The sequence below is a fragment of the Methyloversatilis sp. S146-33 genome, assembly GCF_059552495.1.
Genome location: NZ_JCANOT010000015.1, coordinates 126,490 through 150,762, shown reverse-complemented (window position 1 = coordinate 150,762; position 24,273 = coordinate 126,490). Strand labels below are relative to the sequence as shown.

Annotated in this window: 25 protein-coding genes and 1 tRNA gene; 20 read left to right on the top strand and 6 right to left on the bottom strand. The window is 65.0% G+C overall.

Features of this window, described 5'->3' with window-relative positions:
• Window positions 1–14 precede the first annotated feature (14 nt).
• The 7 genes from hfq (at window position 15) to AC51BJ_RS03480 (ending at window position 6,441) form a co-directional block, all read left to right on the top strand.
• Window positions 15–254: an RNA chaperone Hfq gene (gene hfq, locus AC51BJ_RS03510; RefSeq protein ID WP_019917982.1), complete on the top strand. Its 240-nt coding sequence runs from the start codon at window positions 15–17 to the stop codon at window positions 252–254.
• Between the two features lie 36 nt (window positions 255–290).
• A complete protein-coding gene (gene hflX, locus AC51BJ_RS03505; RefSeq protein WP_430434228.1) occupies window positions 291–1,556 on the top strand; it encodes a GTPase HflX in 1,266 nt (421 codons plus the stop codon).
• Window positions 1,557–1,576: 20 nt separating this feature from the next.
• A complete protein-coding gene (hflK, locus tag AC51BJ_RS03500) occupies window positions 1,577–2,788 on the top strand; it encodes an FtsH protease activity modulator HflK (protein WP_496279331.1) in 1,212 nt (403 codons plus the stop codon).
• Window positions 2,788–3,669 (top strand): protease modulator HflC, encoded by an 882-nt coding sequence (hflC, locus tag AC51BJ_RS03495; RefSeq protein ID WP_019917985.1) that lies wholly within the window; start codon window positions 2,788–2,790, stop codon window positions 3,667–3,669. The genes hflK and hflC overlap by 1 nt, the downstream gene beginning before the upstream one ends.
• 107 nt (window positions 3,670–3,776) lie before the next feature.
• Window positions 3,777–3,962, top strand: a complete 186-nt coding sequence (locus tag AC51BJ_RS03490; protein WP_019917986.1) for a DUF2065 domain-containing protein — start codon at window positions 3,777–3,779, stop codon at window positions 3,960–3,962.
• The gene (locus tag AC51BJ_RS03485; protein WP_496279330.1) at window positions 3,962–5,134 is read left to right on the top strand and encodes an ATP phosphoribosyltransferase regulatory subunit; all 1,173 of its coding nucleotides are present in this window, start codon (window positions 3,962–3,964) and stop codon (window positions 5,132–5,134) included. The genes AC51BJ_RS03490 and AC51BJ_RS03485 overlap by 1 nt, the downstream gene beginning before the upstream one ends.
• 2 nt (window positions 5,135–5,136) lie before the next feature.
• On the top strand, window positions 5,137–6,441 hold the full coding sequence (locus tag AC51BJ_RS03480; RefSeq protein WP_020164933.1) for an adenylosuccinate synthase: 1,305 nt from the start codon (window positions 5,137–5,139) through the stop codon (window positions 6,439–6,441).
• 115 nt (window positions 6,442–6,556) lie between these two features.
• On the opposite strand, the gene AC51BJ_RS03475 is transcribed toward AC51BJ_RS03480, so the two are convergent.
• Window positions 6,557–6,641, bottom strand: a tRNA-Leu gene (locus tag AC51BJ_RS03475).
• Window positions 6,642–6,698: 57 nt separating this feature from the next.
• On the opposite strand from AC51BJ_RS03475, the gene rnr reads away from it, so the two are divergent.
• The 8 genes from rnr (at window position 6,699) to AC51BJ_RS03435 (ending at window position 14,363) form a co-directional block, all read left to right on the top strand.
• Window positions 6,699–9,290 (top strand): ribonuclease R, encoded by a 2,592-nt coding sequence (gene rnr / locus AC51BJ_RS03470; protein WP_496279329.1) that lies wholly within the window; start codon window positions 6,699–6,701, stop codon window positions 9,288–9,290.
• Entirely contained in the window at window positions 9,287–10,036 is a 750-nt protein-coding gene (gene rlmB / locus AC51BJ_RS03465) for a 23S rRNA (guanosine(2251)-2'-O)-methyltransferase RlmB (RefSeq protein WP_496279328.1), read from the top strand. Before rnr ends, rlmB begins: the two co-directional genes overlap by 4 nt.
• Before the next feature lie 132 nt (window positions 10,037–10,168).
• Window positions 10,169–10,555 carry a 30S ribosomal protein S6 gene (gene rpsF, locus AC51BJ_RS03460; RefSeq protein ID WP_008058992.1) on the top strand — a complete coding sequence of 129 codons (387 nt, stop codon included), beginning with the start codon at window positions 10,169–10,171 and terminating at the stop codon, window positions 10,553–10,555.
• A complete protein-coding gene (gene priB / locus AC51BJ_RS03455; RefSeq protein WP_020164930.1) occupies window positions 10,552–10,887 on the top strand; it encodes a primosomal replication protein N in 336 nt (111 codons plus the stop codon). Before rpsF ends, priB begins: the two co-directional genes overlap by 4 nt.
• A 32-nt stretch (window positions 10,888–10,919) precedes the next feature.
• Complete coding sequence (gene rpsR, locus AC51BJ_RS03450) at window positions 10,920–11,192, top strand: 30S ribosomal protein S18 (RefSeq protein WP_008058994.1); 273 nt, start codon at window positions 10,920–10,922, stop codon at window positions 11,190–11,192.
• 15 nt (window positions 11,193–11,207) lie between these two features.
• Window positions 11,208–11,657, top strand: coding sequence for a 50S ribosomal protein L9 (rplI, locus tag AC51BJ_RS03445; RefSeq protein WP_029143718.1), 450 nt, complete (start codon window positions 11,208–11,210; stop codon window positions 11,655–11,657).
• 188 nt (window positions 11,658–11,845) lie between these two features.
• Entirely contained in the window at window positions 11,846–13,261 is a 1,416-nt protein-coding gene (gene dnaB / locus AC51BJ_RS03440; protein WP_020164928.1) for a replicative DNA helicase, read from the top strand.
• Between the two features lie 7 nt (window positions 13,262–13,268).
• On the top strand, window positions 13,269–14,363 hold the full coding sequence (locus AC51BJ_RS03435) for a DUF748 domain-containing protein (protein WP_496279327.1): 1,095 nt from the start codon (window positions 13,269–13,271) through the stop codon (window positions 14,361–14,363).
• Window positions 14,364–14,398: 35 nt separating this feature from the next.
• Here the strand turns inward: AC51BJ_RS03435 and AC51BJ_RS03430 are convergent, their stop codons facing one another.
• Genes AC51BJ_RS03430 through AC51BJ_RS03415 form a run of 4 tightly spaced genes read right to left on the bottom strand, consistent with a single transcriptional unit; the run spans window position 14,399 to window position 17,290 of the window.
• A complete protein-coding gene (locus AC51BJ_RS03430) occupies window positions 14,399–14,860 on the bottom strand; it encodes a MarR family winged helix-turn-helix transcriptional regulator (RefSeq protein ID WP_019917998.1) in 462 nt (153 codons plus the stop codon).
• Window positions 14,861–14,881: 21 nt separating this feature from the next.
• Complete coding sequence (locus AC51BJ_RS03425; RefSeq protein ID WP_430434220.1) at window positions 14,882–16,336, bottom strand: PhoH family protein; 1,455 nt, start codon at window positions 16,334–16,336, stop codon at window positions 14,882–14,884.
• A 48-nt stretch (window positions 16,337–16,384) separates the two neighbouring features.
• Window positions 16,385–16,837, bottom strand: a complete 453-nt coding sequence (locus AC51BJ_RS03420; protein WP_430434219.1) for a peroxiredoxin — start codon at window positions 16,835–16,837, stop codon at window positions 16,385–16,387.
• Window positions 16,838–16,873: 36 nt separating this feature from the next.
• A complete protein-coding gene (locus AC51BJ_RS03415; RefSeq protein ID WP_430434218.1) occupies window positions 16,874–17,290 on the bottom strand; it encodes an Mth938-like domain-containing protein in 417 nt (138 codons plus the stop codon).
• Between the two features lie 132 nt (window positions 17,291–17,422).
• On the opposite strand from AC51BJ_RS03415, the gene AC51BJ_RS03410 reads away from it, so the two are divergent.
• The 3 genes from AC51BJ_RS03410 to AC51BJ_RS03400 are packed head-to-tail and all read left to right on the top strand — an operon-like array spanning window position 17,423 to window position 20,492.
• Window positions 17,423–18,694 carry a pyridoxal phosphate-dependent aminotransferase gene (locus tag AC51BJ_RS03410; protein ID WP_019918002.1) on the top strand — a complete coding sequence of 424 codons (1,272 nt, stop codon included), beginning with the start codon at window positions 17,423–17,425 and terminating at the stop codon, window positions 18,692–18,694.
• Window positions 18,684–19,142, top strand: a complete 459-nt coding sequence (locus AC51BJ_RS03405) for a GNAT family N-acetyltransferase (protein WP_430434217.1) — start codon at window positions 18,684–18,686, stop codon at window positions 19,140–19,142. The genes AC51BJ_RS03410 and AC51BJ_RS03405 overlap by 11 nt, the downstream gene beginning before the upstream one ends.
• A 36-nt stretch (window positions 19,143–19,178) precedes the next feature.
• Entirely contained in the window at window positions 19,179–20,492 is a 1,314-nt protein-coding gene (locus AC51BJ_RS03400) for a homoserine dehydrogenase (protein ID WP_496279326.1), read from the top strand.
• 16 nt (window positions 20,493–20,508) lie between these two features.
• Here AC51BJ_RS03400 and AC51BJ_RS03395 read toward each other — a convergent pair whose 3' ends face one another.
• Window positions 20,509–21,696, bottom strand: a complete 1,188-nt coding sequence (locus AC51BJ_RS03395) for an HPP family protein (protein ID WP_496279325.1) — start codon at window positions 21,694–21,696, stop codon at window positions 20,509–20,511.
• A 163-nt stretch (window positions 21,697–21,859) separates the two neighbouring features.
• On the opposite strand from AC51BJ_RS03395, the gene thrC reads away from it, so the two are divergent.
• Together thrC and AC51BJ_RS03385 are read left to right on the top strand one after the other, a co-directional pair.
• The gene (gene thrC, locus AC51BJ_RS03390; protein ID WP_496279324.1) at window positions 21,860–23,305 is read left to right on the top strand and encodes a threonine synthase; all 1,446 of its coding nucleotides are present in this window, start codon (window positions 21,860–21,862) and stop codon (window positions 23,303–23,305) included.
• Between the two features lie 100 nt (window positions 23,306–23,405).
• Window positions 23,406–24,251, top strand: coding sequence for an HDOD domain-containing protein (locus AC51BJ_RS03385; protein ID WP_304003285.1), 846 nt, complete (start codon window positions 23,406–23,408; stop codon window positions 24,249–24,251).
• The last annotated feature ends 22 nt before the right edge of the window (window positions 24,252–24,273 follow it).

The following is a 24,273-nucleotide window of genomic DNA, read 5'->3' as shown; positions in this document are numbered from 1 at the left end:
CAAGAGGTGTTCCCATGAGCAACAAAGGGCAAATGCTACAAGACCCCTTCCTCAACACCCTGCGCCGTGAGCACGTTCCGGTCGCGATTTACCTGGTCAATGGCATCAAGCTGCAGGGCCAGATCGAGTCTTTCGATCAGTACGTCGTGCTGCTGAAGAACACGGTCACCCAGATGGTTTACAAGCACGCGATTTCCACCGTCGTGCCGGCCCGTCCGGTCAACATCCAGCACGACCAGGGCGAGGGCAGTTGATTCCGTTCCCGTCCTCTACCATGAAAGCCTGCGCGGATGTTTGACCGTCCGTCAGGTGGGGAGCGCGCGGTCATCGTCCAGCTCGACCTTGGCGCGAGGGACTACGAAGACCGTCTCGACGAATTCACGCTGCTGGTGCGCAGCGCCGGTGCCGAGCCGGTCGCTCGCGTCGGTGGGCGCCGGCAGTCGCCGGACCCGGCTACCTTCGCCGGCAAGGGCAAGGTCGCGGAAATCCTCGATCTGGCCAACGCCAACGAGGCCGACATCGTCCTGTTCAACCACGAACTGTCGCCCGGGCAACAGCGCAACCTCGAGCGCGCGCTGTCGCGCCGGGTGATCGACCGCAATGCGCTCATCCTCGACATTTTCGCGCTGCGTGCGCGCAGCCACGAGGGCAAGCTGCAGGTCGAACTGGCTCAGCTCGAACACCTGGCCACTCGCCTGGTGCGCGGCTGGACTCACCTGGAACGGCAGAAGGGCGGCATCGGTCTGCGCGGTCCAGGCGAAACCCAGCTCGAAACCGACCGTCGCCTGCTTGGGGAACGCGTCAAGGCGCTGAAAGAGAAGCTTGAGCGCGTTGAGCGCCAGCGTGGCGTGCGGCGCAAGTCGCGTGAGCGCCGTGAAACGCCGGTCGTCGCCCTGGTCGGCTACACCAACGCCGGCAAGTCCACGCTGTTCAATGCGCTGACCAAAGCCGGCACCTATGCTGCGGACCAGTTGTTCGCGACGCTGGACACGACATCGCGCCAGCTCTACCTCGGCGACTTCGGCCAGGTGGTGCTTTCGGATACGGTGGGTTTCATCCGCGATCTGCCGCACACGCTTGTGGCGGCCTTCCATGCAACGCTCGAAGAGACCGCGGGCGCCGATCTGCTGTTGCACGTGATCGATGCGTCGGCCCCCGATCGCGACGCGCAGATCGCGGCAGTGGATAAGGTGTTGGCGGAAATCGGTGCCGATGCGGTGCCGCAGATCCGCGTGCTGAACAAGGTCGATCTGGTGCCCGCTCTGGCGCCCGGAGCCGATTCCGGGGCCTGTGATACCATTCAAACGGCGCGTGTAAGCGCTCGTACGGGTGCCGGACTCGCCGATCTGAGGGCGGCGGTGACGCAGCGCCTGATTGACGAACGAATAGCTGCCGCCAACCGGAAGTCACCGAATGACGATCCGCGTGGGCTGAATCTGGAACCCTCGTCGAGGTCTGCACTCCCAGTCATCTCACCGTCGGCGGGTGATGAAGCTTCGTCAGCCGACGGAGCGAACGCGTCACCCGACTCATCCATCCTTACTTATCCAGTCTGAACGTGCTCAATGCGATCTTGATGTCGCTCAATGACCCCCGCTGGGGCAATCAGGGCGGCAACGGCAACAAGGGCGGCAACCAGGGACCGCCCGATCTGGAAGATCTCTGGCGTGACTTCAATCGTCGACTGTCCGGCATGTTCGGCGGCAAGTCCTCGGGCGATGGAGGCAATGAGGCGCGTCCGCCGGTCGGGCCACGCCAGTTCGGTGGTGGCATCGGCATCATTCTCGGCCTCGTGCTCATCGTCTGGCTGGCCAGCGGTCTGTACATCGTGGATGCCAGTCAGCGCGGCGTCGTGCTGCGCTTCGGCAAGCTGCACGAAACGACCGAGCCGGGCCTGCAGTGGCGCCTGCCGTTTCCGATCGATTCGCACGAGCTGGTCAATCTGACCGGCGTGCGCACGGTCGAAATCGGCTACCGCGGCAGTGAGCGCAACAAGGTGCTGAACGAAGCGCTGATGCTCACCGACGACGAGAACATCATCAACATCCAGTTCGCGGTGCAGTACATCCTGAAGGATCCCGTTGCCTACCTGTTCCAGAACCGCCTGCCGGAAGACACGGTGGTGCACGCGGCCGAGACCGCGATGCGCGAGATCGTCGGCAAGAGCAAGATGGACTTCGTGCTGTATGAAGGTCGCGAACAGATCGCCGTCGATGCGCAGCGCATCATGCAGCAGATCCTCGATCGCTATCAGACCGGCATCCAGATCAGCAAGCTGACGCTGCAGAACGCCCAGCCGCCGGAGCAGGTTCAGGCCGCGTTCGACGACGCGGTGAAGGCCGGGCAGGATCTCGAACGGCAGAAGAACGAGGGCCAGGCCTACGCGAACGATGTCATTCCGAAGGCGCGCGGTACCGCTTCGCGTCTGATGGAAGAAGCCAACGGTTACAAGCAGCGCATCATCGCGACTGCGGAAGGTGACGCCAGCCGTTTCAAGCAGGTGCTGTCCGAGTATGTGAAGGCGCCCGAAGTGACGCGCCAGCGCATGTACATCGACACCATGCAGCAGATCATGACCAATACGAGCAAGCTGATGATCGACGCCAAGGGCAGCGGCAACCTGCTGTACCTGCCGCTGGACAAGCTGATGCAGCAGTCGGGTGTGGCGACCGATGGCGTTGCCCGTCCGGCTGAGCCGATGACGCTGCCGCCGCTGATGAACGACCAGACGGCAAATGATGCGCGCAACCGTGAAGCGCTGCGTTCGCGTGAGCGGGGAGAGCGTTGATGAAGGAAAAGCTTCCTCTGCTGCTGGGCAGCATCATCCTCGCCATCGTGCTCGCGTCGACCTCGCTGTTCACGGTGGATCAGCGTCAGTACGCGATCGTTTTCCAGCTTGGTGAAGTCCGTAACGTGATCGAACAGCCGGGCCTGCATTTCAAGTGGCCACTGGTGCAGAACGTACGCGTGTTCGACCGTCGCATCCTGACGCTGGACAGTGCCGATCCTGAGCGCTTCATCACGTCGGAAAAGAAGAACGTGCTGGTGGACCTGTTCGTGAAGTGGCGCATCACCGATGTGAAGCAGTACTACATTTCGGTGGGCGGCAACGAACGCCTGGCGGAAACGCGCCTGCTGCAGACCGTGAATGCCGGCCTGCGGGAGGAATTCGGTCGCCGCACCGTGCACGAGGTCGTATCGGGCGAGCGCGACAAGATCATGGAGGACATGCGGAGCAAGGCCAACGTCGATGCGGTGAAGATCGGCGTCGAGATCGTCGATGTGCGTCTCAAGCGCGTCGACCTGCCGAGCGAGGTGTCGGAATCGGTCTACCGCCGGATGGAAGCGGAGCGCAAGCGCGTTGCCAACGAACTGCGTTCGCGTGGTTCGGCCGAGGCCGAGAAGATCCGCGCCGATGCCGATCGCCAGCGCGAAATCATCGTCGCCGAAGCCTACCGCGAAGCGCAGAAGATCAAGGGTGAGGGCGACGCCCAGGCGGCCGCGATCTACGGCAGCGCGTTTGGCTCAAATCCCGAGTTCTACGCTTTCTACCGCAGCATGGACGCTTACCAGAAGAGTTTCCGCAGCAAGAGCGACGTGCTTGTGATCGAGCCGAATTCGGATTTCTTCCGCTATCTGAAGAATGGTTCGAAGGCACCCGGGAAGTAAACACAGCGGGTGAAGCCGGTGGGCGTGCTGTATAGTCCACGGGTTGTTCCACAAGGGAACCAGACCGAAGGCGACAGCCCGCATTGCGGGCTGTGCCTTTTTTGCTGATGGAATCAATCCTGTTGATCGCTGTGGGGCTCATGCTCGTCATCGAGGGTGTGCTCCCCTTTGTCGCGCCCCGTCTGTGGCGCGACACCTTCCGACGGGCGACCGAACTGGCAGACGGCCAGTTGCGCTTCGTCGGCCTGACTTCAATGATTATCGGTATCGCGCTGATCGCGCTGTTCAAGTGATGCGTCGCTGGCTGCTTCCTGAATCCATAGAAGACCTGCTCCCCGATGAAGCACGGCAGGTCGAGCGTCTGCGCCGCGGATTGCTCGACGAATTTGCTCTGCACGGTTACGAGCTGGTGTCCCCCCCGCTGGTCGAGTACATCGAGTCGCTGCTGACCGGCAGTGGCCGCGACATGGATCTGCGTACCTTCAAGCTGGTCGATCAGCTGTCGGGTCGCACCATGGGATTGCGTGCAGACATCACGCCACAGGTGGCGCGCATCGACTCGCACCTGCTCAATCGAAACGGCGTCGTGCGTCTGTGCTACTGCGGCCCCGTCGTGCATGCATTGCCGTCCGGCTTCAACGCGACGCGTGAGCCGATACAGCTCGGTGCCGAGCTGTATGGCCACGCAGGTATCGAAGCCGATATCGAGCTGATCGGCCTGCTGCTGCGTGCGCTCGAGGTGGCGGGTGTGCAACCGGCGCGCGTCGATCTCGGCCACGTCGGCGTGTTCCGGGCACTGGCCTCGCGCCTGCAATCCGCGGCGCTGCGCAGCGAGGACGGCGAGCAGGAGCTGTTTGCCGCGCTGCAGTGCAAGGACCTGCCGGCGCTGCGCCAGTTGCTCGTCGATGAACCGGCCCAGGTGCGCGACGCCTTCATGGCGCTGCCGGGGCTGTACGGCAAGATCGATGTACTGGCGAGGGCGCGTGCGGAGCTGCCGGACTGGCCGGACATCGGCCAGGCGCTGGACGCATTGGCGCAACTCGCGGCGGCGATCGATCCGGCCGTGGCGGGTGTGGATCTGGCCGATCTGCGCGGCTACCACTATCACAGCGGCGTGAGCTTCGCGGTCTATTGCGCCGGTCAGGCGCAGGCAATCGCGCTGGGCGGGCGCTACGATGAAGTGGGCAAGGCCTTCGGCCGGTCGCGGCCGGCAAGCGGGTTCAGCCTCGATCTGCGTCAGCTGGCGCAGCTTGCTCCAACCGTCGGCGCGAAGTCAGCCATTCTTGCGCCGGCGGTCGCCGACGCTGCGCTGCGTGCCCGCGTGAGTGCGCTGCGGGCGCAAGGTGAAACGGTGATTGCGGCACTGCCCGGTCACGACGACGATGTGCAGGAACTGGCGTGCACTCGCCAGCTGGTATTTGTTGAAGGTGAGTGGCAGGTGAAGCCGCTCGAAAGAAAGGTTTGAGCATGGCAAAGAACGTAGTGGTCATCGGCAGCCAGTGGGGCGACGAGGGCAAAGGCAAGGTCGTCGATTGGCTGACCGATCACGCGCAGGGCGTCGTGCGCTTCCAGGGCGGCCACAACGCGGGCCACACGCTGGTGATCAAGGGGCAGAAGTACGCGCTGAACCTGATCCCGTCCGGCATCATGCGCGACGGTGTCGCCTGCTACATCGGCAATGGCGTCGTGCTGTCGGCGTCCCATCTGCTGTCGGAAATCGACAAGCTGGAAGCGGGGGGCATCGAGGTGCGTTCGCGCCTGAAGGTGAGCGAGGCCTGCCCGCTCATCCTGCCCTTCCACAGCGCGGTCGATATCGCGCGTGAAGACGCACGTGGCGGCGCCAAGATCGGCACCACCGGCAAGGGCATCGGCCCGGCCTACGAAGACAAGGTCGCGCGCCGCGCGTTGCGCGTGCTCGATCTGTTCAATCCCGAGCGCTTCGCCGAGAAGCTGCGCGAGGTGATGGAATTCCACAACTTCCTGCTGGAAAAGCAGCTTGGCGCCAAGCCGGTTGATTATCAGCAGACGCTCGATGACGTCCTGGCGCTCGCGCCGAGGCTCCTGCCCATGGTGGCCGACGTGTCGGCGCTGCTGCACGCGGCGCACAAGCGCGGCGACAATCTGCTGTTCGAGGGCGCGCAGGGAACGCTGCTGGATGTTGATCATGGCACCTATCCCTACGTCACATCGAGCAACTGCGTGGCCGGTGCGGCCAGCGCCGGCGCCGGCGTCGGCCCGGGCATGCTGCATTACGTGCTGGGCATCACCAAGGCCTACACCACCCGCGTCGGTTCCGGTCCGTTCCCGAGCGAACTGCCGATCGAGGAAGAGGGCACCGTGGGCCATCATCTGTCGACCATCGGTCACGAGCGTGGCACGGTGACCGGCCGCGTGCGCCGCTGCGGCTGGTTCGATGCGGCTGCGCTGCGCCGTTCGATCCAGATCAATGGCGTGACTGGCCTGTGTCTGACCAAGCTCGACGTGCTCGACGGCATCGAGGAACTGCAGGTCTGTACCGGCTATCGCGTCAACGGTGAGGTGTCCGACCTGCTGCCTCTGGGGTCGGAGCGCGTCGGTGCCTGCGAGCCCATCTACGAGACTTTGCCCGGCTGGGATGGCACGACGGTGGGGGCAAAGCGGGTGGAGGATCTGCCGGCCAATGCACGCGCCTACATCGCGCGCATCGAGGCCTTGTGCGACGTGCCGGTCGACATGATCTCGACCGGCCCAGATCGCGAAGAGACCATCGTGCTTCGTCATCCCTTCGAGTGAGGGTGACGGATACGACGAACCGCATGCCCCGGAAGGGGTGTGCGGATTTTTTGTTTTTGGCGGCAGCAGAAAACAAAAAAGCCGACATTTCTGTCGGCTTTTCTGCTGGCTTGTTTGGTGCCCAGGAGAGGACTCGAACCTCCACACCTTGCGGCACTAGTACCTGAAACTAGCGCGTCTACCAATTTCGCCACCTGGGCAAGAGGCTGCGCATTTTATACTAGGCATCTACGTTGTCAAGAGAAAAAGAGAAAAAAGTGAAACTGAGCAAGATCCGCCGCGCGGATCCCTTCTTCGAGCGGGAGACCGCTCGCTACGAGAACCCGTTGCCGAGCCGCGAATACATCGTTCAAGTGCTTGAGCAGGCAGCGGTTCCGATGAGTGCCGACGAACTGGTCCAGGCACTCGACATACAGCCGCACGAGCGCGATTACTTCGTGCGTCGCCTCGGTGCGATGGAGCGCGAGGCGCAGCTGATGCGCAATCGTCGCGACGCCTACATCATCCCCGACAAGGCCGATCTGATCGCGGGTCGCGTGGAGGGACATCCCGACGGTTTCGGCTTCGTCATCGTTGGCGACGACAAGACGCCGCCTGGGGCCAAGGTTGAGCGCAAGGACATCTTCCTGAGCGCGCAGGAAATGCGCAGCGTGCTGCACGGTGACCGCGTGCTGGTACGCATCAGCGGCACCGACCGTCGCGGCCGGCCCGAGGGCAAGGTGGTCGAGGTGACTGAGCGCGCGAATTCGCGCCTGATCGCCCGTGTGGTCGAGGAGCACGGCGTGCAGTTCTGCATCGCCGAGAACCGCCGCATCCGTCAGCAGATCGTGCTGGCCGCCCCCGAGAAGGGCAAGCGTGCGCTGAAGGCCGCGGCCGGCGCAGTGGTCGAGGTCGAACTGATCGAACAGCCGACGCGCTATACGCCGCCCATCGGTCGCGTGGTCGAGGTGCTGGGCAACTACGGCGACTCCGGCATGGAGATCGAGATCGCGCTGCGCAAGCACGACATGCCGCACGAGTTCTCGGCCAAGGTGCTGGCGGCGACCAAGCGTCTGCCGGACGAGGTGCGCGAGAAGGACTGCGCCGGCCGTGTCGATCTGCGCGACCTCGAACTGGTCACCATCGACGGTGAAACGGCGAAGGACTTTGACGACGCCGTGTATTGCGAGAAACAGGGGCGGAGCTTCCGCCTCGTCGTGGCCATCGCCGACGTGAGTCATTACGTGAAACCGGGCACGGCGCTCGATGCCGAGGCCTTCGAGCGCGGCAATTCGGTCTACTTCCCGCGCCGGGTCATTCCGATGCTGCCGGAGAAGCTGTCCAACGGGCTGTGCTCGCTCAATCCGCAGGTGGACCGCCTGTGCATGGTGTGCGATATGGACGTGTCCGCGGCCGGCGCGATCCAGCGTTACCGCTTCTACGCCGCAGTGATGAATTCCAAGGCACGCCTCACCTACACCGAGGTTGCGGCCGCCCTTTATGACAAGGATGCCGACACCCGCAAGCGGCTCAAGCCGCTGCTGCCGCGCCTCGAAGCGCTGGACGCGGTGTTCCGTGTCTTTGGCAAGGCGCGTGCGAAGCGCGGCGCTATCGACTTCGAAACGGTCGAGACGCAGATGCTGTTCAACGATGCCGGCAAGATCGAGCGCATTGTGCCGTACGCGCGCAACGACGCGCACCGGCTGATCGAGGAGTGCATGCTGGCGGCCAACGTCTGCGCTTCGCGTTTCCTCGAGGAGAGCGGGCAGGACACACTGTACCGCGTGCATGAAGGCCCGAGCGAAGACCGCCTGCAGAAGCTGCGCGCCTTCCTCGGTGAGTTCGGCTTCCAGCTCGGTGGCGGCGACAAGCCGCACGCGAAGGACTACGCCGCGCTGCTCGAGCGCATCGGCGACCGCCCGGATCGCCAACTGCTGCAGACGGTGATGCTGCGCTCGCTGCGCCAGGCCATCTACAGCCCCGACAACGTCGGTCACTTCGGCTTGGCCTACGAGGCGTACACACACTTCACCTCGCCGATCCGCCGCTATCCCGACCTGCTCGTGCACCGCGCGATCAAGGCTGCGCTGGCGAAGAAGAGGTACGAGCCGGGCGACTGGTCCGACATCGGTCTGCACTGCTCGACCACCGAGCGGCGCGCCGACGAAGCCAGTCGCGATGTGACCAACTGGCTCAAGTGCTACTTCATGCAGGACCGCGTCGGCGAGGAGTTCGAAGGCAGCGTGTCGGCGGTCGTGCCTTTCGGTCTGTTTGTCGCGCTCGATGACGTGTTCATCGAAGGCCTGGTGCATATTTCCGACCTCGGCGCCGATTACTTCCATTACGACGAAGGCAAGCATCGCCTGGTCGGTGAGCGCAGCGGCCGCATCTATCGTCTGGCTGATCGCGTGCGCATCCAGGTCGTGCGGGTCGATCTCGACAACACGCGCATCGATTTCCGACTCGCCGGCGGTGCCGAGCGGGACTTCGGTCGTGTGCCGCAGCAGGCGAAGCTGACGCCCAAGCAGGGCCCGACCGGCGCGGCTTCGCGCCGGCGCGTCGAGCGCGACGCGTCTGCGCGGGAAGATAAGCCGGTATCGCACGCCAAGGGGAAGGCGAAGCCTGTCGCACCGGACGTGACAGCGCCCGCGCCGCGCACTGAACCGCCTGCCCGGGCGCCCAAGCCAAAGGGAAGCAAGGCTGCAGCGCCGAAGCCGGCAGCGAAGAAGACGGCGAAGAGCGCAACGAAGAAGACGACAGGAGAGAAGGGCGCAGTGAGCAAAACCCCGGCGAAGAAGCCGTCTGCCGCCAAGAAGAGCGGCGCCCGCACACCGAAGTCTGCAGTGCCGAAGCGGAGGGTGCGCGAATGAGCGATACCCGCTACATCTTCGGTTTCCACGCGGTCACCGCGAAGATCCGCCACGCCCCGGATGCGGTGAAGGAGCTGTTCGTTTCCACTGCACGCCAGGATGGTCGCATGCGCGACCTGATTCGCGCTGCCGAGGCGTCCGGCGTCAAGTGGGTGCAGATGGAGCCGGCGCGCCTTGACGGGCTCGCCGGCGGCGCCGCGCGTCACCAGGGCGTGGTGGCCCGTGTGCTGGCGCAGATTCCCTATCGCTCGCTCGACGACGTACTCGATACGCTGGCTGAACCGCCGCTGCTGCTGGTGCTCGACGGCATCCAGGATCCGCATAACCTCGGCGCCTGCCTGCGTGTTGCCGACGCGGCCGGTGCGCATGCGGTTGTGGCGCCACGTGACCGCGCGGTCGGCCTGAACGCCACCGCGATCAAGGTGGCCAGTGGCGCGGCCGACACCGTACCGTACGTGACGGTGACCAATCTGGCGCGCAGTCTGCGCGAGATGAAGGAACGCGACATCCTGACCATTGGCGCGGCCGGTGAGGCCGACAAGTCGATGTATGCGGTCGACCAGTCGGGCGCAGTGGCGTGGGTGCTCGGTGCCGAGGGCGACGGCATGCGCCGGCTTACCCGCGAAACCGTCGACGTGCTGGCGTCGATTCCGATGCATGGCACGGTCGAAAGCCTGAATGTGTCGGTGGCCAGCGGCGTGTGCCTGTTCGAGGCGCGGCGCCAGCGCACGGCCCGGGCAGGCTGAGCACGGCTTGTAAGAATCACGGCCCGCGCGCTATACTCGCGGGCTTACCTTGCCTCACCGGATTCGCATGCCGGGAGGTGTAACCGCCGGACAGGCTCGTGTTTGCCCGGCACTGAACCGCAAGGAGATTACATGCGACATTACGAAGTGGTTTTCATCGTCCATCCGGACCAGAGCGAGCAAGTGCCCGCCATGGTCGAGCGCTACCGTACGCTGGTCACTGGCCGCAACGGCAGCATCCACCGTCTGGAAGACTGGGGTCGCCGTCAGCTGGCCTACCCGATCCAGAAGGTGCACAAGGCTCACTACGTGCTCATGAACATCGAGTGCGACGGCGAAACGCTGGCCGAACTCGAGCACGCCTTCAAGTTCAACGACGCCGTTCTCCGCCACCTCACCATCAAGATGCGCAAGGCTGTCGTTACGCCGTCGCCGATGATGAAGGAAGAGAAGTCGCGTTCGCTGCTGGCACCGGCTGCTGAAGCCGCTGCCCCGGCTGCGGAACAGCCGGCGGCTTGACCGAAGGGCAGGGCGCGGTCGGCCCGGCGGCGAACAGCTTCACCTTGTCCGCCACGCTGATCGAACGCGACGCACTGAGACAGACCCCGGCCGGCGTGCCGATCCTGCGTGGATGCCTCGAGCACTTCTCGCAACAGATCGAAAACGGTGCGCCACGCGAAGTACGGTTTGAAACCGATTTCGTGCTGCTGGGAGACCTTGCAAGGATGCTCGCTCAAGCCCCGCTCGGAACGTCGTTGATTGCAGAAGGATTCATGGCCGCCCGCAGTGCGAAAAGCAGGCAGGGCGTCATGCACATAACCCGTATCGAATTCGTGACCTCGGGCAACTGAGCCCGGCGTCGCAACAGTGGAAGGAAACCACCATGGCTTTCAGACCGAAGAACGGCAAGAAGAAGGACGATCGCGGCTCGCGCAGCATGTTCAAGCGCCGCAAGTTCTGCCGCTTCAGCGCAGAGAAGATCGAAGAGATCGACTACAAGGACGTTGAAATCCTGAAGGACTTCATCTCCGAAAACGGCAAGATCATGCCGGCACGCCTGACCGGCACCCGTGCCGGCTACCAGCGTCAGCTGTCGACCGCCATCAAGCGCGCTCGCTTCCTGGCCCTGATGCCTTACACCGACCTGCACCAGTAATCGAGGGAGACGACCATGCAAGTAATCCTGATGGACAAGGTCGCCAAGCTCGGCGATCTGGGCGATGTGGTGAAGGTGCGTGACGGTTACGCCCGCAACTTCCTGATCCCGACTGGCCGCGCCAAGCGCGTGACCCCGGAAAACCTGGCGGCTTTCGAAGCCCGCCGTGCCGAACTGGAAAAGGCCGCTGCCGAACGTCTGGCCGCTGCCAAGGCTGTCGCCGAGAAGCTGGAAGGCTTCATGGTGCAGATCACCCGCAAGGCCGGTGTCGATGGCCGCCTGTTCGGTTCGGTGTCGACTGCCGACATCGCCGAGGCGCTGGCTGCCCAGTCCTTCCCGGTGGACAAGTCGATGGTGCGCATGCCGGACGGCCCGCTGAAGGCCGTGGGCGATGCCCAGTTCGAGATCGCGCTGCACTCGGACGTGATCGCCACCGTGACGGTGTCGGTGCTCGGCGAGCATTGATCGCCGGCCTTCGGGCTGCGTCGGAAAGGCCACCTGCGGGTGGCCTTTTTCGTTGACGCCCATCCGACGGGCGTTTCATCCACAGCGAAGCCCACAGCTTTTCCACAGCTTGTGCAGTTGTCGTGCAGACGCTGCACGGCTAGATTGCGGGATTGCCCCGGCAAGTTCTCCAGAATGAAAAAGACATCATGAGCAGCGTGCGCAACGCACCCGGTCCGGACGCCCAAGCCGCCCAGGCCGCGCAGGACAGACAGGTGGCGGCGCTGAAGCTGCCGCCACATTCGATCGAAGCCGAGCAGTCGCTGATCGGTGGCCTGCTGCTGGACAACAGTACCTGGGACCGCGTTGGCGACCAGGTCAACGAATCCGATTTCTATCGCGACGACCATCGTCGCATCTTCCGCCACATCGCCAAGCTGATCGAGCAGGGCAAGCCTGCCGACGTCGTGACCGTCTATGAATCGATCGAGAAGGGCGATGAGGCGCAGCAGACCGGCGGCCTGGCCTATCTGGGCGAGATCGCCAATAACACGCCGTCGGCGGCGAACATACGACGCTACGCTGAAATCGTCCGTGAGCGCGCCATCCTGCGCAAGCTGGTAAGCGTCGGCGACGAGATCGCAGCCAATGCGCTGACGCCGCGCGGACGCGATGCCAAGACGCTGCTCGACGAAGCCGAGTCGAAGATTTTCGAGATCGCCGAAGCGGGGGCTTCGGCCAGCACCGGCTTCGTCGCCATCCAGCCTATCCTGGTGCAGGTGGTCAATCGCATCCAGGAGCTGTACGACCGCGACGATCCGTCGGAAGTGACCGGCGTGCCGACCGGTTACGTCGATCTGGACGACAAGACGGCTGGTCTGCAGCCTGGAGACATGATCATCGTGGCCGGCCGTCCGGCCATGGGCAAGACCACTTTCGCGCTCAATATCTGCGAACACGTGGCGGTCGAGCTGGGGTTGCCGGTCGCCATCTTCTCGCTCGAAATGCCAGGCACCCAGCTGGCCATGCGTTTCGTGTCCTCCGTTGCCAAGATCGATCAGGGGCGCCTGCGCACGGGCCGCCTGACCGACGACGACTGGGGCCGGCTGACCATGGCGCTGGGCAAGCTGCACGAGGCGCCGATCCATATCGACGAGACCGGCGGCATCAACCCGACCGACCTGCGTGCCCGCGCCCGCCGGCTCTATCGCCAGTGCGGCAAGCTCGGCCTGATCGTGATCGACTACCTGCAGCTGATGTCCGGCACGCGCGACGGCGAGAACCGGACTGCGGAAATTTCGGAAATTTCGCGTGCGATCAAGTCGCTGGCCAAGGAGCTGCACGTGCCCATCATCGCGCTGTCTCAGTTGAACCGCGCGCTGGAGCAGCGTCCGAACAAGCGGCCGGTAATGAGCGATCTGCGCGAATCCGGCGCCATCGAGCAGGACGCCGACATCATCATGTTCATCTACCGGGACGAGGTGTACAACCCGGACACCCAGGACAAGGGGCTGGCCGAAATCATCATCGGCAAGCACCGTAACGGTCCGACCGGCACCGTGGTGCTCGGCTTCCAGGGCGAGCACACCAAGTTCGTCAACGCCGCGCGGCCCGGTTCCTACTGAGGCGCGCGTGACGGTCTGGCTGCGTCGCCTTGCCATCGTCATCGCCGTTCTGGCGGTGCTCGGTGTTGGCGCCTTTCAGCTCGCGCTGCATCTGTTGCGCAGCCAGGTCCAAGCAGCGCTCGGGCCGCGTGGTGAGGTGGCAAGCATCGAGGTCGGGCTGGATGCGGTCGTGCTGTACGAGGTGCGCATCCGCGCGCAGCGCGACGGCGACATGCCGTGGCCGGCCGACGACGAACTGCGTGCGCGGCGGGTCGAGGTGGTGCCGCAACTGCGCGACCTGCTGTCGGCGCGTGTGCGCATCGCGCGCATTACCGTCGAAGGCGCCTATTTGTCCATGCTGCGTACCCGGCAAGGTGGCTTACGCGTGCTGCCCGCCCTGCTCGAAACCGACTCAGCCACCGATGCGGGCGGCAGCGTGCCGCCGGTGCACGTCGCGCGCATCGAACTGCGCGACGGTGCGCTCGATTTCTTCGACGCCAGCGTGCGACGCACGCCGCACCGGCTGGCGCTTGAGGCGCTCAACGCGGATATCGGCCCGATCGACCTGCCGGCCCTGGACAGCGCGACCACGCTGGCGATCGACGGGGCCGTCAAGGGGCCTCGACAGGACGGCCGGCTGGCACTGAATGGCGAAGTCGTGCTGGCTACGCGCGACGCGAAGCTCGAGTTCTCGCTGCGCGGCGTCGATCTGGTCGCCTTCCAGCCCTATCTGATCCAGGCCGCGGAAACCGGCGTCAAGCGCGGCTCGATGGATCTGGACATCCGTCCTGTCGTTGCCGACAAACGACTGAAGGCGCCGGGCACGCTCACGCTGACCGGCCTCGAACTGGCTTCCGGCAACACTTTCATGGGCATGCCGCGAGCGGCGGTGGTCGGGCTGATGAAGGACAGGAACGGTCGCATCAGCGTCGATTTCACGCTGGAAGGGCGCATCGACGATCCGAAATTCTCGCTGAACGAAGGCTTCGCGACGCGCGTCACCAGCGCCATGGCCGAGTCGCTCGGCGTCAGTCTTGGTGGGCTGGTGCGCGGCGTCGGCAACGCCGGCAGTTCGGTGGTGAAGGGTGTGGGCGAGGCCGTCGGCAAGCTGTTCGGCGACTGATTGCCGGCCGATCCGCCGCCCTCGCCAGGCGCGGATCAGCCCGCCTGTGTCCGCGCCTGTTCGGCGCCCTTGAGTTGTGCGCTCAGGCGCTGCAGTTCGGCCCGCATGCGCGCCATCGCGTCTGGCGGCAGACCGGACTGACGGGCGACCTCAGCGTGCACCTCCTCCGCTCTTTCCCGCAGCGCGTGGCCGGCCTCGGTCAGTCGTATCTCGAGTGCCCGTTCGTCCGTGCGGTTGCGCGCCCGGGTGAGATAGCCGTTCGCTTCGAGCCGCTTGAGCAGTGGTGTCAGCGTCGGCGAATCGAGATCCAGCCGCTCGGCCAGCGCCTTCAGCGTCAGCGCGTCTTCCTGCCACAGCACCAGCATCACCAGATACTGCGGATAGGTCAGCCCGAGCGCCTTCAGACCCGGCGTGTAACAGCGCGTGATCGCGTGGGCGGCGGCGTACAGGGCGAAACACAGCTGCTGGTCCAGCAGCATCGGGTCGATGAAGGTCATGGCGATGTCCTCCGTAGGGGGTCAGAGCACTTCTGCAGCGTGGTCGGCCAGACGCGAACGTTCGCCGCGCTGCAGGGTGACGTGACCGCTGTGCGGCCAGCCCTTGAAGCGGTCGACGACATAGGTCAGGCCGGAACTGCCTTCTGTCAGGTAAGGGGTGTCGATCTGAGCGATATTGCCCAGGCACACGACCTTGGTGCCAGGACCTGCGCGCGTGATCAGCGTCTTCATCTGCTTCGGCGTCAGGTTCTGCGCTTCGTCGATGATGAGGAACTTGTTCAGGAAGGTGCGCCCGCGCATGAAGTTCAGCGACTTCACCTTGATGCGGCTGCGGATCAGATCCATCGTCGCGGCGCGGCCCCATTCGCCCGAGCCATTCGGATCGTCCGTCTTGTTCAGTACGTCCAGATTGTCTTCGAGCGCGCCCATCCACGGCGTCATCTTCTCTTCCTCGGTACCGGGCAGGAAGCCGATGTCCTCGCCGACGGGCACGGTAACCCGGGTCATGATGATTTCGCTGTAAAGCTTGGTTTCAAGAACCTGGGTGAGGCCCGCTGCCAGCGTGAGCAGGGTCTTGCCGGTGCCGGCCTGACCGAGCAGCGTGATGAAGTCGACCTCGGGGTTCATCAGCAGGTTCAGCGCGAAATTCTGTTCGCGGTTGCGCGCCAGGATGCCCCACACCGAATTCTTGTGATGGCTGTAGTCAACCAGTGTTTCCAGCACCGCCGTCTTGCCGGCGCGCTCGCGCACCAGCGCGTGGAAGGGCTTGTCCTGCTTGGCGCCGGCTTCCTTGTAGACGAACTCGTTGATCAGCAGATCCGGGCACAGCGGACCCTTGACCCGGTACATCGTGCGGCCGTTCTCCTTCCACGACTCCAGATTGCCGCCGTGCTCGTCCCAGAACTTCTCCGGCAGCTCGCGCGTGCCGGTGTAGAGCATGTCGGTGTCTTCGAGCACCTTGTCGTTGAAGTAATCCTGCGCATGCAGCCCGAGCGCGCGGGCCTTGATGCGCATATTGATGTCCTTGGACACCAGGATGACCTGACGACCCGGATGGCGCTGCGAAAGATGCATCACCACCGCGATGATCTGGTTGTCCGCCTTGGCGGTCGGCAGTGCGGTCGGCAGTACGCCGTTGATCGCTTCGGTCTGCAGCAGCAGATGACCGCTGGCGAGCTCGCTCGATGCCGCGGCCAGCGGGATGCCCTCGGCGATCTTGTCTTCGGCACCGCTGACGATCTCGTCGAGCAGGCGGCTCACCTGACGCGCGTTGCGCGCCACTTCGGTCATGCCCTTCTTGTTGTTGTCCAGTTCTTCGAGCGTCATGATGGGCACGAAGATGTCGTGCTCCTCGAAGCGGAACAGCGACGTCGGGTCGTGCATCAGCACATTGGTGTCGAGGACGAAGAGCTTGGTGGCCGGGGGCGACTTGCGGGAACGGCGGGCAGGGGCTGCTGCGGGGCGTCGGGTGGCCATGTGATCCTGTGGGCGTGAAGTCTCGGGTGGTGTCGTGGGTACGGCGGTTCAGAGCGAGCGGACGAAGGCGAGCACCTCTTCCGCGTGGCCCGGCACCTTCACGCCGCGCCACTCGCGCAGGATAAGGTTGTCCGGACCGATGACGAAAGTGCTGCGTTCCACACCGCGCACCTGTTTTCCGTACATGTTCTTCATCTTCATCACGCCGAACAGCGTGCATGCCGTCTCGTCCGGGTCGGACAGCAGTTCGAACGGCAGTTCGAGCTTGGCCTTGAAGTTCTGGTGCGACTTGATGCTGTCGCGCGAAATGCCGACCACGTCGGCGCCGAGTGCCTTGAAATCGGCGTAGCGGTCGCGGAAGTCCGCACTTTCCGTGGTGCAGCCCGGCGTGCTGTCCTTCGGGTAGAAGTAGATCACCAGCGGCTTGCCGGCAGCGGACAGCAGGAAATCGGCGCCGGAGGTGGAGGGCAGGGTGAAGTCGTCAGCCCGGATTTCGCTCATCGTGTATCGGTCTCCAGTGCTTGCAGAAAGATGGGGTCAGGATGTCGCGTCGGGCAGCAGCAGCGCGGCAGCCACCGCTCGCCCTTCGGCCACCAGAATGTTGTAGGTGCGGGCGGCGGCGAGGGTGTCCATCACCTCGACACCGATGCCTGCTTCGATCATCGGCCGCAGCAGCGAGGGGTGCGGGAAGCGCTGCGTCGGGCCGGTGCCGAGCAGCAGTATCTGCACCGGCAGCGCCGCAAGTTCGGTGAAGTCTTCCGGCTTCAGACGGTCGAGGTCGTCGGCGCCCCAGTCTTCGCGCAATTGCTCCGGCGCGATCAGGATGGTGCGCGTGATCCGGCGTTCGCCGATCTGCAGATAGCCGTCGCCGAAGCCGGTGACCAGCGGAATGGTGGGGCGGGGAGTCTGGTGCAGCTTCACGTCGCGTGGGGAGAAGTCCGGGGTGGTTCGCAACTGTATCGTCGTGGCCGCCAGAACGGTTTTGCCCTGCTTTCGGCGGTCGCTTACAATCATACCTTTTTCGCCTGCCGGCAATGTTGCCAGGGCAGCGGCAAGTGCGCGCGCGCCGCCGCATAGGTAATCCACATGTCCCGCCATACGCCCAAAGAGTCTTCCGAGTCCGCCATCGTGCATCCGCCGGTCACCAAGTCGTCCAAGCTCGCCAACGTCTGTTACGACATCCGCGGCCCCGTCCTCGCCCGGGCCCGCCAGATGGAGGAGGACGGCCACCGCATCATCAAGCTCAACATCGGCAACCTCGCGCCTTTCGGCTTCGATGCGCCGGAAGAGATCGTGCAGGACGTGATCCGCAATCTGCCCGACGCCGCCGGCTACACCGACTCGCGCGGCCTGTTCGCGCCGCGCAAGGCCATCATGCAGTACTGCCAGGAGAAGAAGATTCCCGGCGTCGGCGTGGACGACATCTTCATCGGCAACGGCGCGTCCGAGCTGATCGTGATGGCGATGCAGGGTCTGCTCAACACCGGTGACGAGGTGCTGGTACCAGCGCCCGACTATCCGCTGTGGACCGCCGCGGTGACGCTGGCCGGCGGCACTGCCCGCCACTACATCTGCGACGAGGGCGCCGACTGGATGCCCGACCTCAACGACATCCGCTCGAAGATCACGTCGAGCACGCGCGCCATCGTCATCATCAACCCGAACAATCCGACCGGCGCGCTGTACTCGGACGACCTGCTGCGCGACCTGGTGCAGATCGCGCGCGAGCACAAGCTCATCGTGTTCGCCGACGAGATCTACGACAAGACGCTGTACGACGGCGCGACCCACACCTCGATCGCCTCGCTGGCCGACGATCTGCTGTTTGTCACCTTCAACGGCCTGTCGAAGAACTACCGTGCCTGCGGCTACCGCGCCGGCTGGATGGTGGTGTCCGGCGACAAGCGCCACGCGCGCGACTACATCGACGGCCTGAACATGCTGGCGTCGATGCGCCTGTGCTCAAACGTGCCGGGCCAGTTCGCGATCCAGACCGCGCTCGGCGGCTACCAGAGCATCAACGACCTGATCAAGCCGGGCGGCCGTCTGGCGCGTCAGCGCGACGTGGCGTGGGAACTGCTCACCGACATCCCGGGTGTGAGCTGCGTCAAACCGCGCGCTTCGCTCTACCTCTTTCCGAAGCTTGATCCGAAGATCTACCCGATCGAGGACGACCAGCGCTTCATCCTCGAACTGCTGGAAGAACAGCGCGTGCTGCTGGTGCAGGGCACCGGCTTCAACTGGCCGCGTCCGGACCACTTCCGCGTCGTCTTCCTGCCGCACGAAGACGATCTGCGCGACGCCATCGGCCGCATTGCCCGCTTCCTCGACGGCTACCGCAAGCGCCATGGCACCTGAGTCGCCGACGCTCGAAGTGCTGCGCGTGGCGGGCGCTCGCGCGGTAACGGAACCGGGCTTGCTCGCCCGGGCCGAAGCCGTGCATCGCGCGCTGCGGCCGGATCTGCCGGCCGACTACGCCGGCACGATGCAGGGCATCGTGGCCGATGGTGGCGAGATCGCGGTGGCCGTCGCCGACGGAGAGGTCGTCGGTGTCACGGTCTTTCGCAGCTATCGCAACACGTCCTGCGGAGTGTTCTTCTACGTCGATGATCTGGTGACCGACCCGGCAGCGCGCTCGCGCGGCGTCGGCAAGCGGCTGCTCGACTGGCTGGCGGCCGAGGCGAAGGCGCGCGGCGCGACCCGGCTGCGGCTGGATTCCGGCACCCATCGCGTCGATGCGCACCGCTTCTACCATCGCGAAGGCATGCACATCGCCTGTTTTCATTTTTCGCGGGACCTGGCCTGACCGGCCCGCGGCACCCATTACAAGACGAGGGACAGCATGAAACCCATCAACGTAGGCCTGCTCGGCATCGGCACCGTCGGCGGCGGCACCTGGACGGTGCTCACCCGAAACCAGGAAGAAATCACCCGTCGCGCCGGTCGCCCGATCCAGATCACCGCCGTTGCCGACCGCGACGTCGAGCGCGCGAAGTCGATGACCGGTGGTGCCGCCCGCGTGACCGGCGACGCCTTCGAGGTGGTGCGTGATCCCAGCATCGACATCGTGGTCGAGCTGATCGGCGGCTACACCGTGGCCAAGCAGCTGGTGCTGGAGGCGATCGCCAACGGCAAGCACGTGGTCACTGCCAACAAGGCGCTGCTCGCCGTGCACGGCCAGGAAATCTTCGCCGCGGCGCAGGCCAAGGGCGTCATGGTGGCGTTCGAGGCGGCCGTGGCGGGCGGCATTCCCATCATCAAGGCGGTACGCGAAGGCCTGACCGCCAACCGCATCGACTGGATCGCCGGCATCATCAACGGCACCACCAATTACATCCTGTCGGAAATGCGCGACAAAGGTCTCACCTTTGCCGACGCGCTGGCCGACGCGCAGCGTCTGGGCTATGCCGAAGCCGACCCGACCTTCGACATCGAAGGCGTCGATGCCGCCCACAAGATCACGCTGCTGTCGGCGCTCGCCTTCGGTATCCCGGTGCAGTTCGACCGTGCCCACATCGAGGGCATCACCAAGCTGACCGCCGAGGACATCCGTTACGCCGAGGAACTGGGCTACCGCATCAAGCTGCTGGGCATCACGAAGCGCAAGGCCGACGGTTTCGAACTGCGTGTGCATCCGACGCTGATCCCGTCCAAGCGCCTGATCGCCAACGTCGAAGGCGTGATGAACGCCGTGGTGGTGAAGGGCGACGCGGTGGGCGCGACGCTTTACTACGGTCGCGGCGCCGGCGCCGAACCGACGGCCAGCGCGGTCATCGCCGACCTGGTCGACGTGACCCGTCTGCATACCGCCGACCCGGAACACCGCGTACCGCACCTCGCCTTCCGCGCCGATCAGCTGTCGGATACGCCCATCCTGCCGATCAGCGAGGTCGAAAGCGCCTACTACCTGCGCCTGCGCGTGCAGGACAGACCCGGCGTGCTGGCCGACATCACGCGCATCCTCGCCGACCAGGGCATCAGCATCGACGCGATGCTGCAGAAGGAACCGTCGGAAGGCGAGCAGCAGGCCAACATCATCATGCTGACCCACGTCACCCGCGAAAAGCAGGTCGATGCAGCCATCGTCCGCATCGAGGCGCTGGACAGCACGGTGGGCGCGGTGACGCGCCTGCGCCTGGAAGAACTGAACGGCTGAACGGACAGGCCGGCGCTCAGCCGGCCTGAGCGGGGCCGGCGCTCATCGCGTCGGCCAGTTCGATGCGGTGATACAGCGCCGCCACCACGTCGGTGCGATCCAGCATGCCGACCAGACGGTCGGCGCCATTGATCACCGGCACTGCCGGCTGACGACCGGAGGCCAGCGCCTCGGCCGCGTCGGCTACGCTGTCGTTCTGGCGCAGCACCAGCACGCCGTCGCGCACCTCGCGCATCATCTGTCCGACCACCTCCGCCTTGTCCGAGTGCGTGTGCGGTGAGCGCGCCAGCAGATGGCGCACGGCCTCGCCCATCGAGCGATTCGCCTCGGGCGACACCTCGCGCAGGAAGTCCTCCAGCGACAGAAGGCCGATCACCCGTCGGCTGCGGTCGACCACCGGCAGCGTATCGACGCGCAACTTGCGCATCAGCAGCCAGGCGTCTGCCAGCGGCGTTGCGAATTCGACGGCGGGCGCCGTGACGGCGCCATCGATCAGATCGCCGCAGCGCATGCGATGCACGCGCTTGAAGGCGTGCCGCAGTGTGCGCTCGTAGAGATCGACCAGATCGTCCTCGCGGATGTCGAGGAAGCTGTCGATCTCGCTCAGCGCCGCCTCCAGGTCGCGATGGGCGATGACAGGCGGCGCCTGATGCATCTGCTGCTGGGCGGCAGGCGGCGTGCCCTGGGGATAATGGCGGCCAGGGACGAGATTGTTCACCACCATCACCGCCACCATGATGGCGATCGTGTTCGCCGCCGTCGCCATCAAGGCAGGCTCGATGGCCGTACCCTGTGCGGCGGCCATGGCCATGGTCAGCGCCATCGCGCCAGCGGGCGGGTGGATGCAGCGCGCCCACGCAGTAAGCCAGATCGACGCCGCCAGTGCGACCGCCATCACCCACGGTCCGGCCGGCAGCCAGTGACCGCAGGCATAGCCCAGCGGCGCGGACAGCAGCAGGCCGCCGATCACCGACCACGGTTGAGCCAGCGGACTGTGCGGCAGCGCGAACAGGATGACGGAGGTCGCGCCCAGCGGCGCCAGGATGCGTTTTTCTTCGGCGCCGAGCGGCAGCACGAAAAGCACGCCCTCGAACAGCAGCAGGCCGAAGAAGCCGGCGAGCGTGCTGCGCCAGCGTTCTGCGCGGGACAGCGGCGGGGCATCCGATACCAGATGACGCCGCAGCAGTTCGGTCAGGCCGGTCATCGAATCGGTCCGGGCAAAGCGCGCCAGTCTACCTGTATGCCCCATTGTGGTGCGAACATGTACCCATAACCACAGCGCACGCCGGCGCGGGCCGGGCAGCGCCCTGTGCTAGATTAATGCCCCCTGCGCGTGCTCCGCGCGCCGCCTTTCGACCACGAATCCGATGCACGACGCGATGTACTACGTATCCACCCGCGGCCAGGCGCCGCAGAAGCGCTTCACCGAAATCCTGCTGGGCGGCCTGATGGAAGATGGCGGTCTCGCCATGCCGGTGCGGTACCCGCGGTTCACCGTGACCGATCTCGAAGCGATGCGCGGCATGGATTACCGCCAGCTCGCCTTCGCCATCCTGTCGCGCTTCGCCGACGACATTCCGGCCGCCGACCTGAAGGCGCTGATCGACCGCACCTATACGCCGGAGGTGTATCGAAACACGGTGTCCGGGTCGGATGCGCGCGACATCACGCCGCTGTACACGCTGGAGTCCGGCCTGCATCTGCTCGAACTGTCCAACGGTCCGACGCTGGCGTTCAAGGACATGGCGATGCAGCTGCTCGGCAATCTGTTCGAGTACGCGCTGGAAAAAAGCGGCCAGCAGCTGAACATCTTCGGCGCCACGTCCGGCGACACCGGCTCCAGCGCGGAATACGCGATGCGCGGCAAGCACGGCGTGCGCGTGTTCATGCTGAGCCCGCACGGCAAGATGAGCCGTTTCCAGACGGCGCAGATGTTCAGCCTGCAGGATCCGAACATCTTCAACATCGCGGTGCGCGGCGTGTTCGACGACTGCCAGGACATGGTCAAGGCGGTGTCCAACGATCTCGATTTCAAGTCGAAGTACTGCATCGGCACGGTCAATTCGATCAACTGGGCGCGCGTGTCGGCCCAGGTCGTTTACTACTTCAAGGGCTATTTCGCGGCGACGAAGCACAACGGCGAACAAGTGAGCTTCACCGTGCCGTCCGGCAACTTCGGCAACGTGTGCGCCGGCCACATCGCTCGCATGATGGGCCTGCCCATCCGTCACCTGGTGGTCGCGACCAACGAGAACGACGTGCTCGACGAGTTCTTCCGCACCGGCGTCTATCGTCCGCGCGCCACCGCGGAAACGCTGCACACGACCAGCCCGTCGATGGACATTTCCAAGGCCAGCAATTTCGAGCGCTTCATCTACGACCTGACCGGCCGCGATGCGGAGGCGGTGCGGGCGATGTGGGGCGAGGTCGATCGCGGCCGTCCGTTCGATCTGTCGGCGTCGTCGCTGTTCGGCAAAGTGGCGTCCGAATACGGATTCCAGTCCGGTGCCAGCAATCATGCGCACCGCGTCGCCACGATGCGGCTGGCCAACGAACGCTGGGGGCGCGCGATCGACACGCACACCGCCGACGGCCTCAAGGTCGCGCTGGAGCGGCGCGAGGCCGGCGTGCCGATGATCGTGCTGGAAACTGCGCTGCCGGCAAAGTTCTCGGAAACCGTGGTCGAGGCCCTGGGTCGCGAACCGGTACGCCCGGCCGGCATGGAAAACCTGGAATCGCTGCCGCAGCGTTTCGAGGTGATGGATGCCGACGTGGCGGCCATGAAGGATTACATCGCGCGCCACGCCGGCTGAGCGCAGGGGCGGTCGCCCCACGGATTCAAGACATCCGCCGGCCTGCCGTAGACCCGTACATCGAACTGTGTACGTACGGGGACAACTCATGGGTGAGCCGGTGAACGCATCGCTTGAAGCACTGCAACGACTTTCGGCCGAACTGGAATCGGGGGACATCGTGTTCCCGACCAGCATCGACGTTTCGCTGCGCATCCGCCAGGCGCTCGAGAATCCGGACATCAACATCAACGAGGTCGCGCGCCTGGTCGGCGCCGAGCCGGTGCTGAGCGCGAAAGCGCTGCGTCTGGCCAACTCGGTCGCCTACAACCGCAGCGGCAACGAAATCACCGACGTGCGCACTGCTGTGAACCGGGTCGGCACCGAGCCGATCCGCATGCTCACGATGTCGCTCATCGTCCGCCAGATGGTCGACGCGCGTGCCGACGAGCGGCTGCGTGTGATGACGCACGACCTGTGGCAGCACACGATTCACGTGTCGGCACTCAGCTTCGTGATCGCGCGCCGGCTGTCCCGACTGAACGCCGATGCGGCGATGTTCGCCGGCGTCGTGCACGAGATCGGCCAGTTCTACCTGCTGGCCCGGGCGTCCGCCTTCCCGGCGCTGCTGCAGCGCGAGGAGGAATTGAGCGGCCTGATGTTCAGTTTCAGCCGCAGTGTCGGTCGCGCAGTGCTCGAATCGCTGAAGGTGCCGACCCAGATCATTGATGCGGTCGACGATCCGTCGATCACGGGTCCGGTCGTGCCGCCGCGTTCGCTGGCCGACGTTCTTTTCCTGGCCGAGAGCATGGCGGCCTTCCCCAACCCGTTCTGCAGTGCGACGGCGGAGCACGACGCGGCGATCGCCGAGACGGTCACCGCCGACATCGACAACGAAACGCTCGACGCGGTGGTCGCTGAGTCGCAGGAGGAAATCGATTCCATCATCGCGACACTACAGGTGTGATCGGCTCGACCGCCGGGGAGGG

Excerpts from the sequence above, each read along its gene's own strand:
- rpsF (WP_008058992.1), top strand. The coding sequence starts at position 10,169 with ATGCGACATTACGAAGTGGTTTTCATCGTCCATCCGGACCAGAGCGAG.
- AC51BJ_RS03425 (WP_430434220.1), bottom strand. The coding sequence starts at position 16,336 with ATGGCCACCCGACGCCCCGCAGCAGCCCCTGCCCGCCGTTCCCGCAAG.
- rlmB (WP_496279328.1), top strand. The coding sequence starts at position 9,287 with ATGAGCGATACCCGCTACATCTTCGGTTTCCACGCGGTCACCGCGAAG.
- AC51BJ_RS03485 (WP_496279330.1), top strand. The coding sequence starts at position 3,962 with ATGCGTCGCTGGCTGCTTCCTGAATCCATAGAAGACCTGCTCCCCGAT.
- dnaB (WP_020164928.1), top strand. The coding sequence starts at position 11,846 with ATGAGCAGCGTGCGCAACGCACCCGGTCCGGACGCCCAAGCCGCCCAG.
- AC51BJ_RS03410 (WP_019918002.1), top strand. The coding sequence starts at position 17,423 with ATGTCCCGCCATACGCCCAAAGAGTCTTCCGAGTCCGCCATCGTGCAT.
- AC51BJ_RS03430 (WP_019917998.1), bottom strand. The coding sequence starts at position 14,860 with ATGACCTTCATCGACCCGATGCTGCTGGACCAGCAGCTGTGTTTCGCC.
- AC51BJ_RS03490 (WP_019917986.1), top strand. The coding sequence starts at position 3,777 with ATGGAATCAATCCTGTTGATCGCTGTGGGGCTCATGCTCGTCATCGAG.
- AC51BJ_RS03405 (WP_430434217.1), top strand. The coding sequence starts at position 18,684 with ATGGCACCTGAGTCGCCGACGCTCGAAGTGCTGCGCGTGGCGGGCGCT.
- AC51BJ_RS03420 (WP_430434219.1), bottom strand. The coding sequence starts at position 16,837 with ATGAGCGAAATCCGGGCTGACGACTTCACCCTGCCCTCCACCTCCGGC.
- AC51BJ_RS03395 (WP_496279325.1), bottom strand. The coding sequence starts at position 21,696 with ATGACCGGCCTGACCGAACTGCTGCGGCGTCATCTGGTATCGGATGCC.
- hfq (WP_019917982.1), top strand. The coding sequence starts at position 15 with ATGAGCAACAAAGGGCAAATGCTACAAGACCCCTTCCTCAACACCCTG.
- hflC (WP_019917985.1), top strand. The coding sequence starts at position 2,788 with ATGAAGGAAAAGCTTCCTCTGCTGCTGGGCAGCATCATCCTCGCCATC.
- hflK (WP_496279331.1), top strand. The coding sequence starts at position 1,577 with ATGTCGCTCAATGACCCCCGCTGGGGCAATCAGGGCGGCAACGGCAAC.
- hflX (WP_430434228.1), top strand. The coding sequence starts at position 291 with ATGTTTGACCGTCCGTCAGGTGGGGAGCGCGCGGTCATCGTCCAGCTC.
- rplI (WP_029143718.1), top strand. The coding sequence starts at position 11,208 with ATGCAAGTAATCCTGATGGACAAGGTCGCCAAGCTCGGCGATCTGGGC.
- thrC (WP_496279324.1), top strand. The coding sequence starts at position 21,860 with ATGCACGACGCGATGTACTACGTATCCACCCGCGGCCAGGCGCCGCAG.
- AC51BJ_RS03480 (WP_020164933.1), top strand. The coding sequence starts at position 5,137 with ATGGCAAAGAACGTAGTGGTCATCGGCAGCCAGTGGGGCGACGAGGGC.
- rpsR (WP_008058994.1), top strand. The coding sequence starts at position 10,920 with ATGGCTTTCAGACCGAAGAACGGCAAGAAGAAGGACGATCGCGGCTCG.
- AC51BJ_RS03400 (WP_496279326.1), top strand. The coding sequence starts at position 19,179 with ATGAAACCCATCAACGTAGGCCTGCTCGGCATCGGCACCGTCGGCGGC.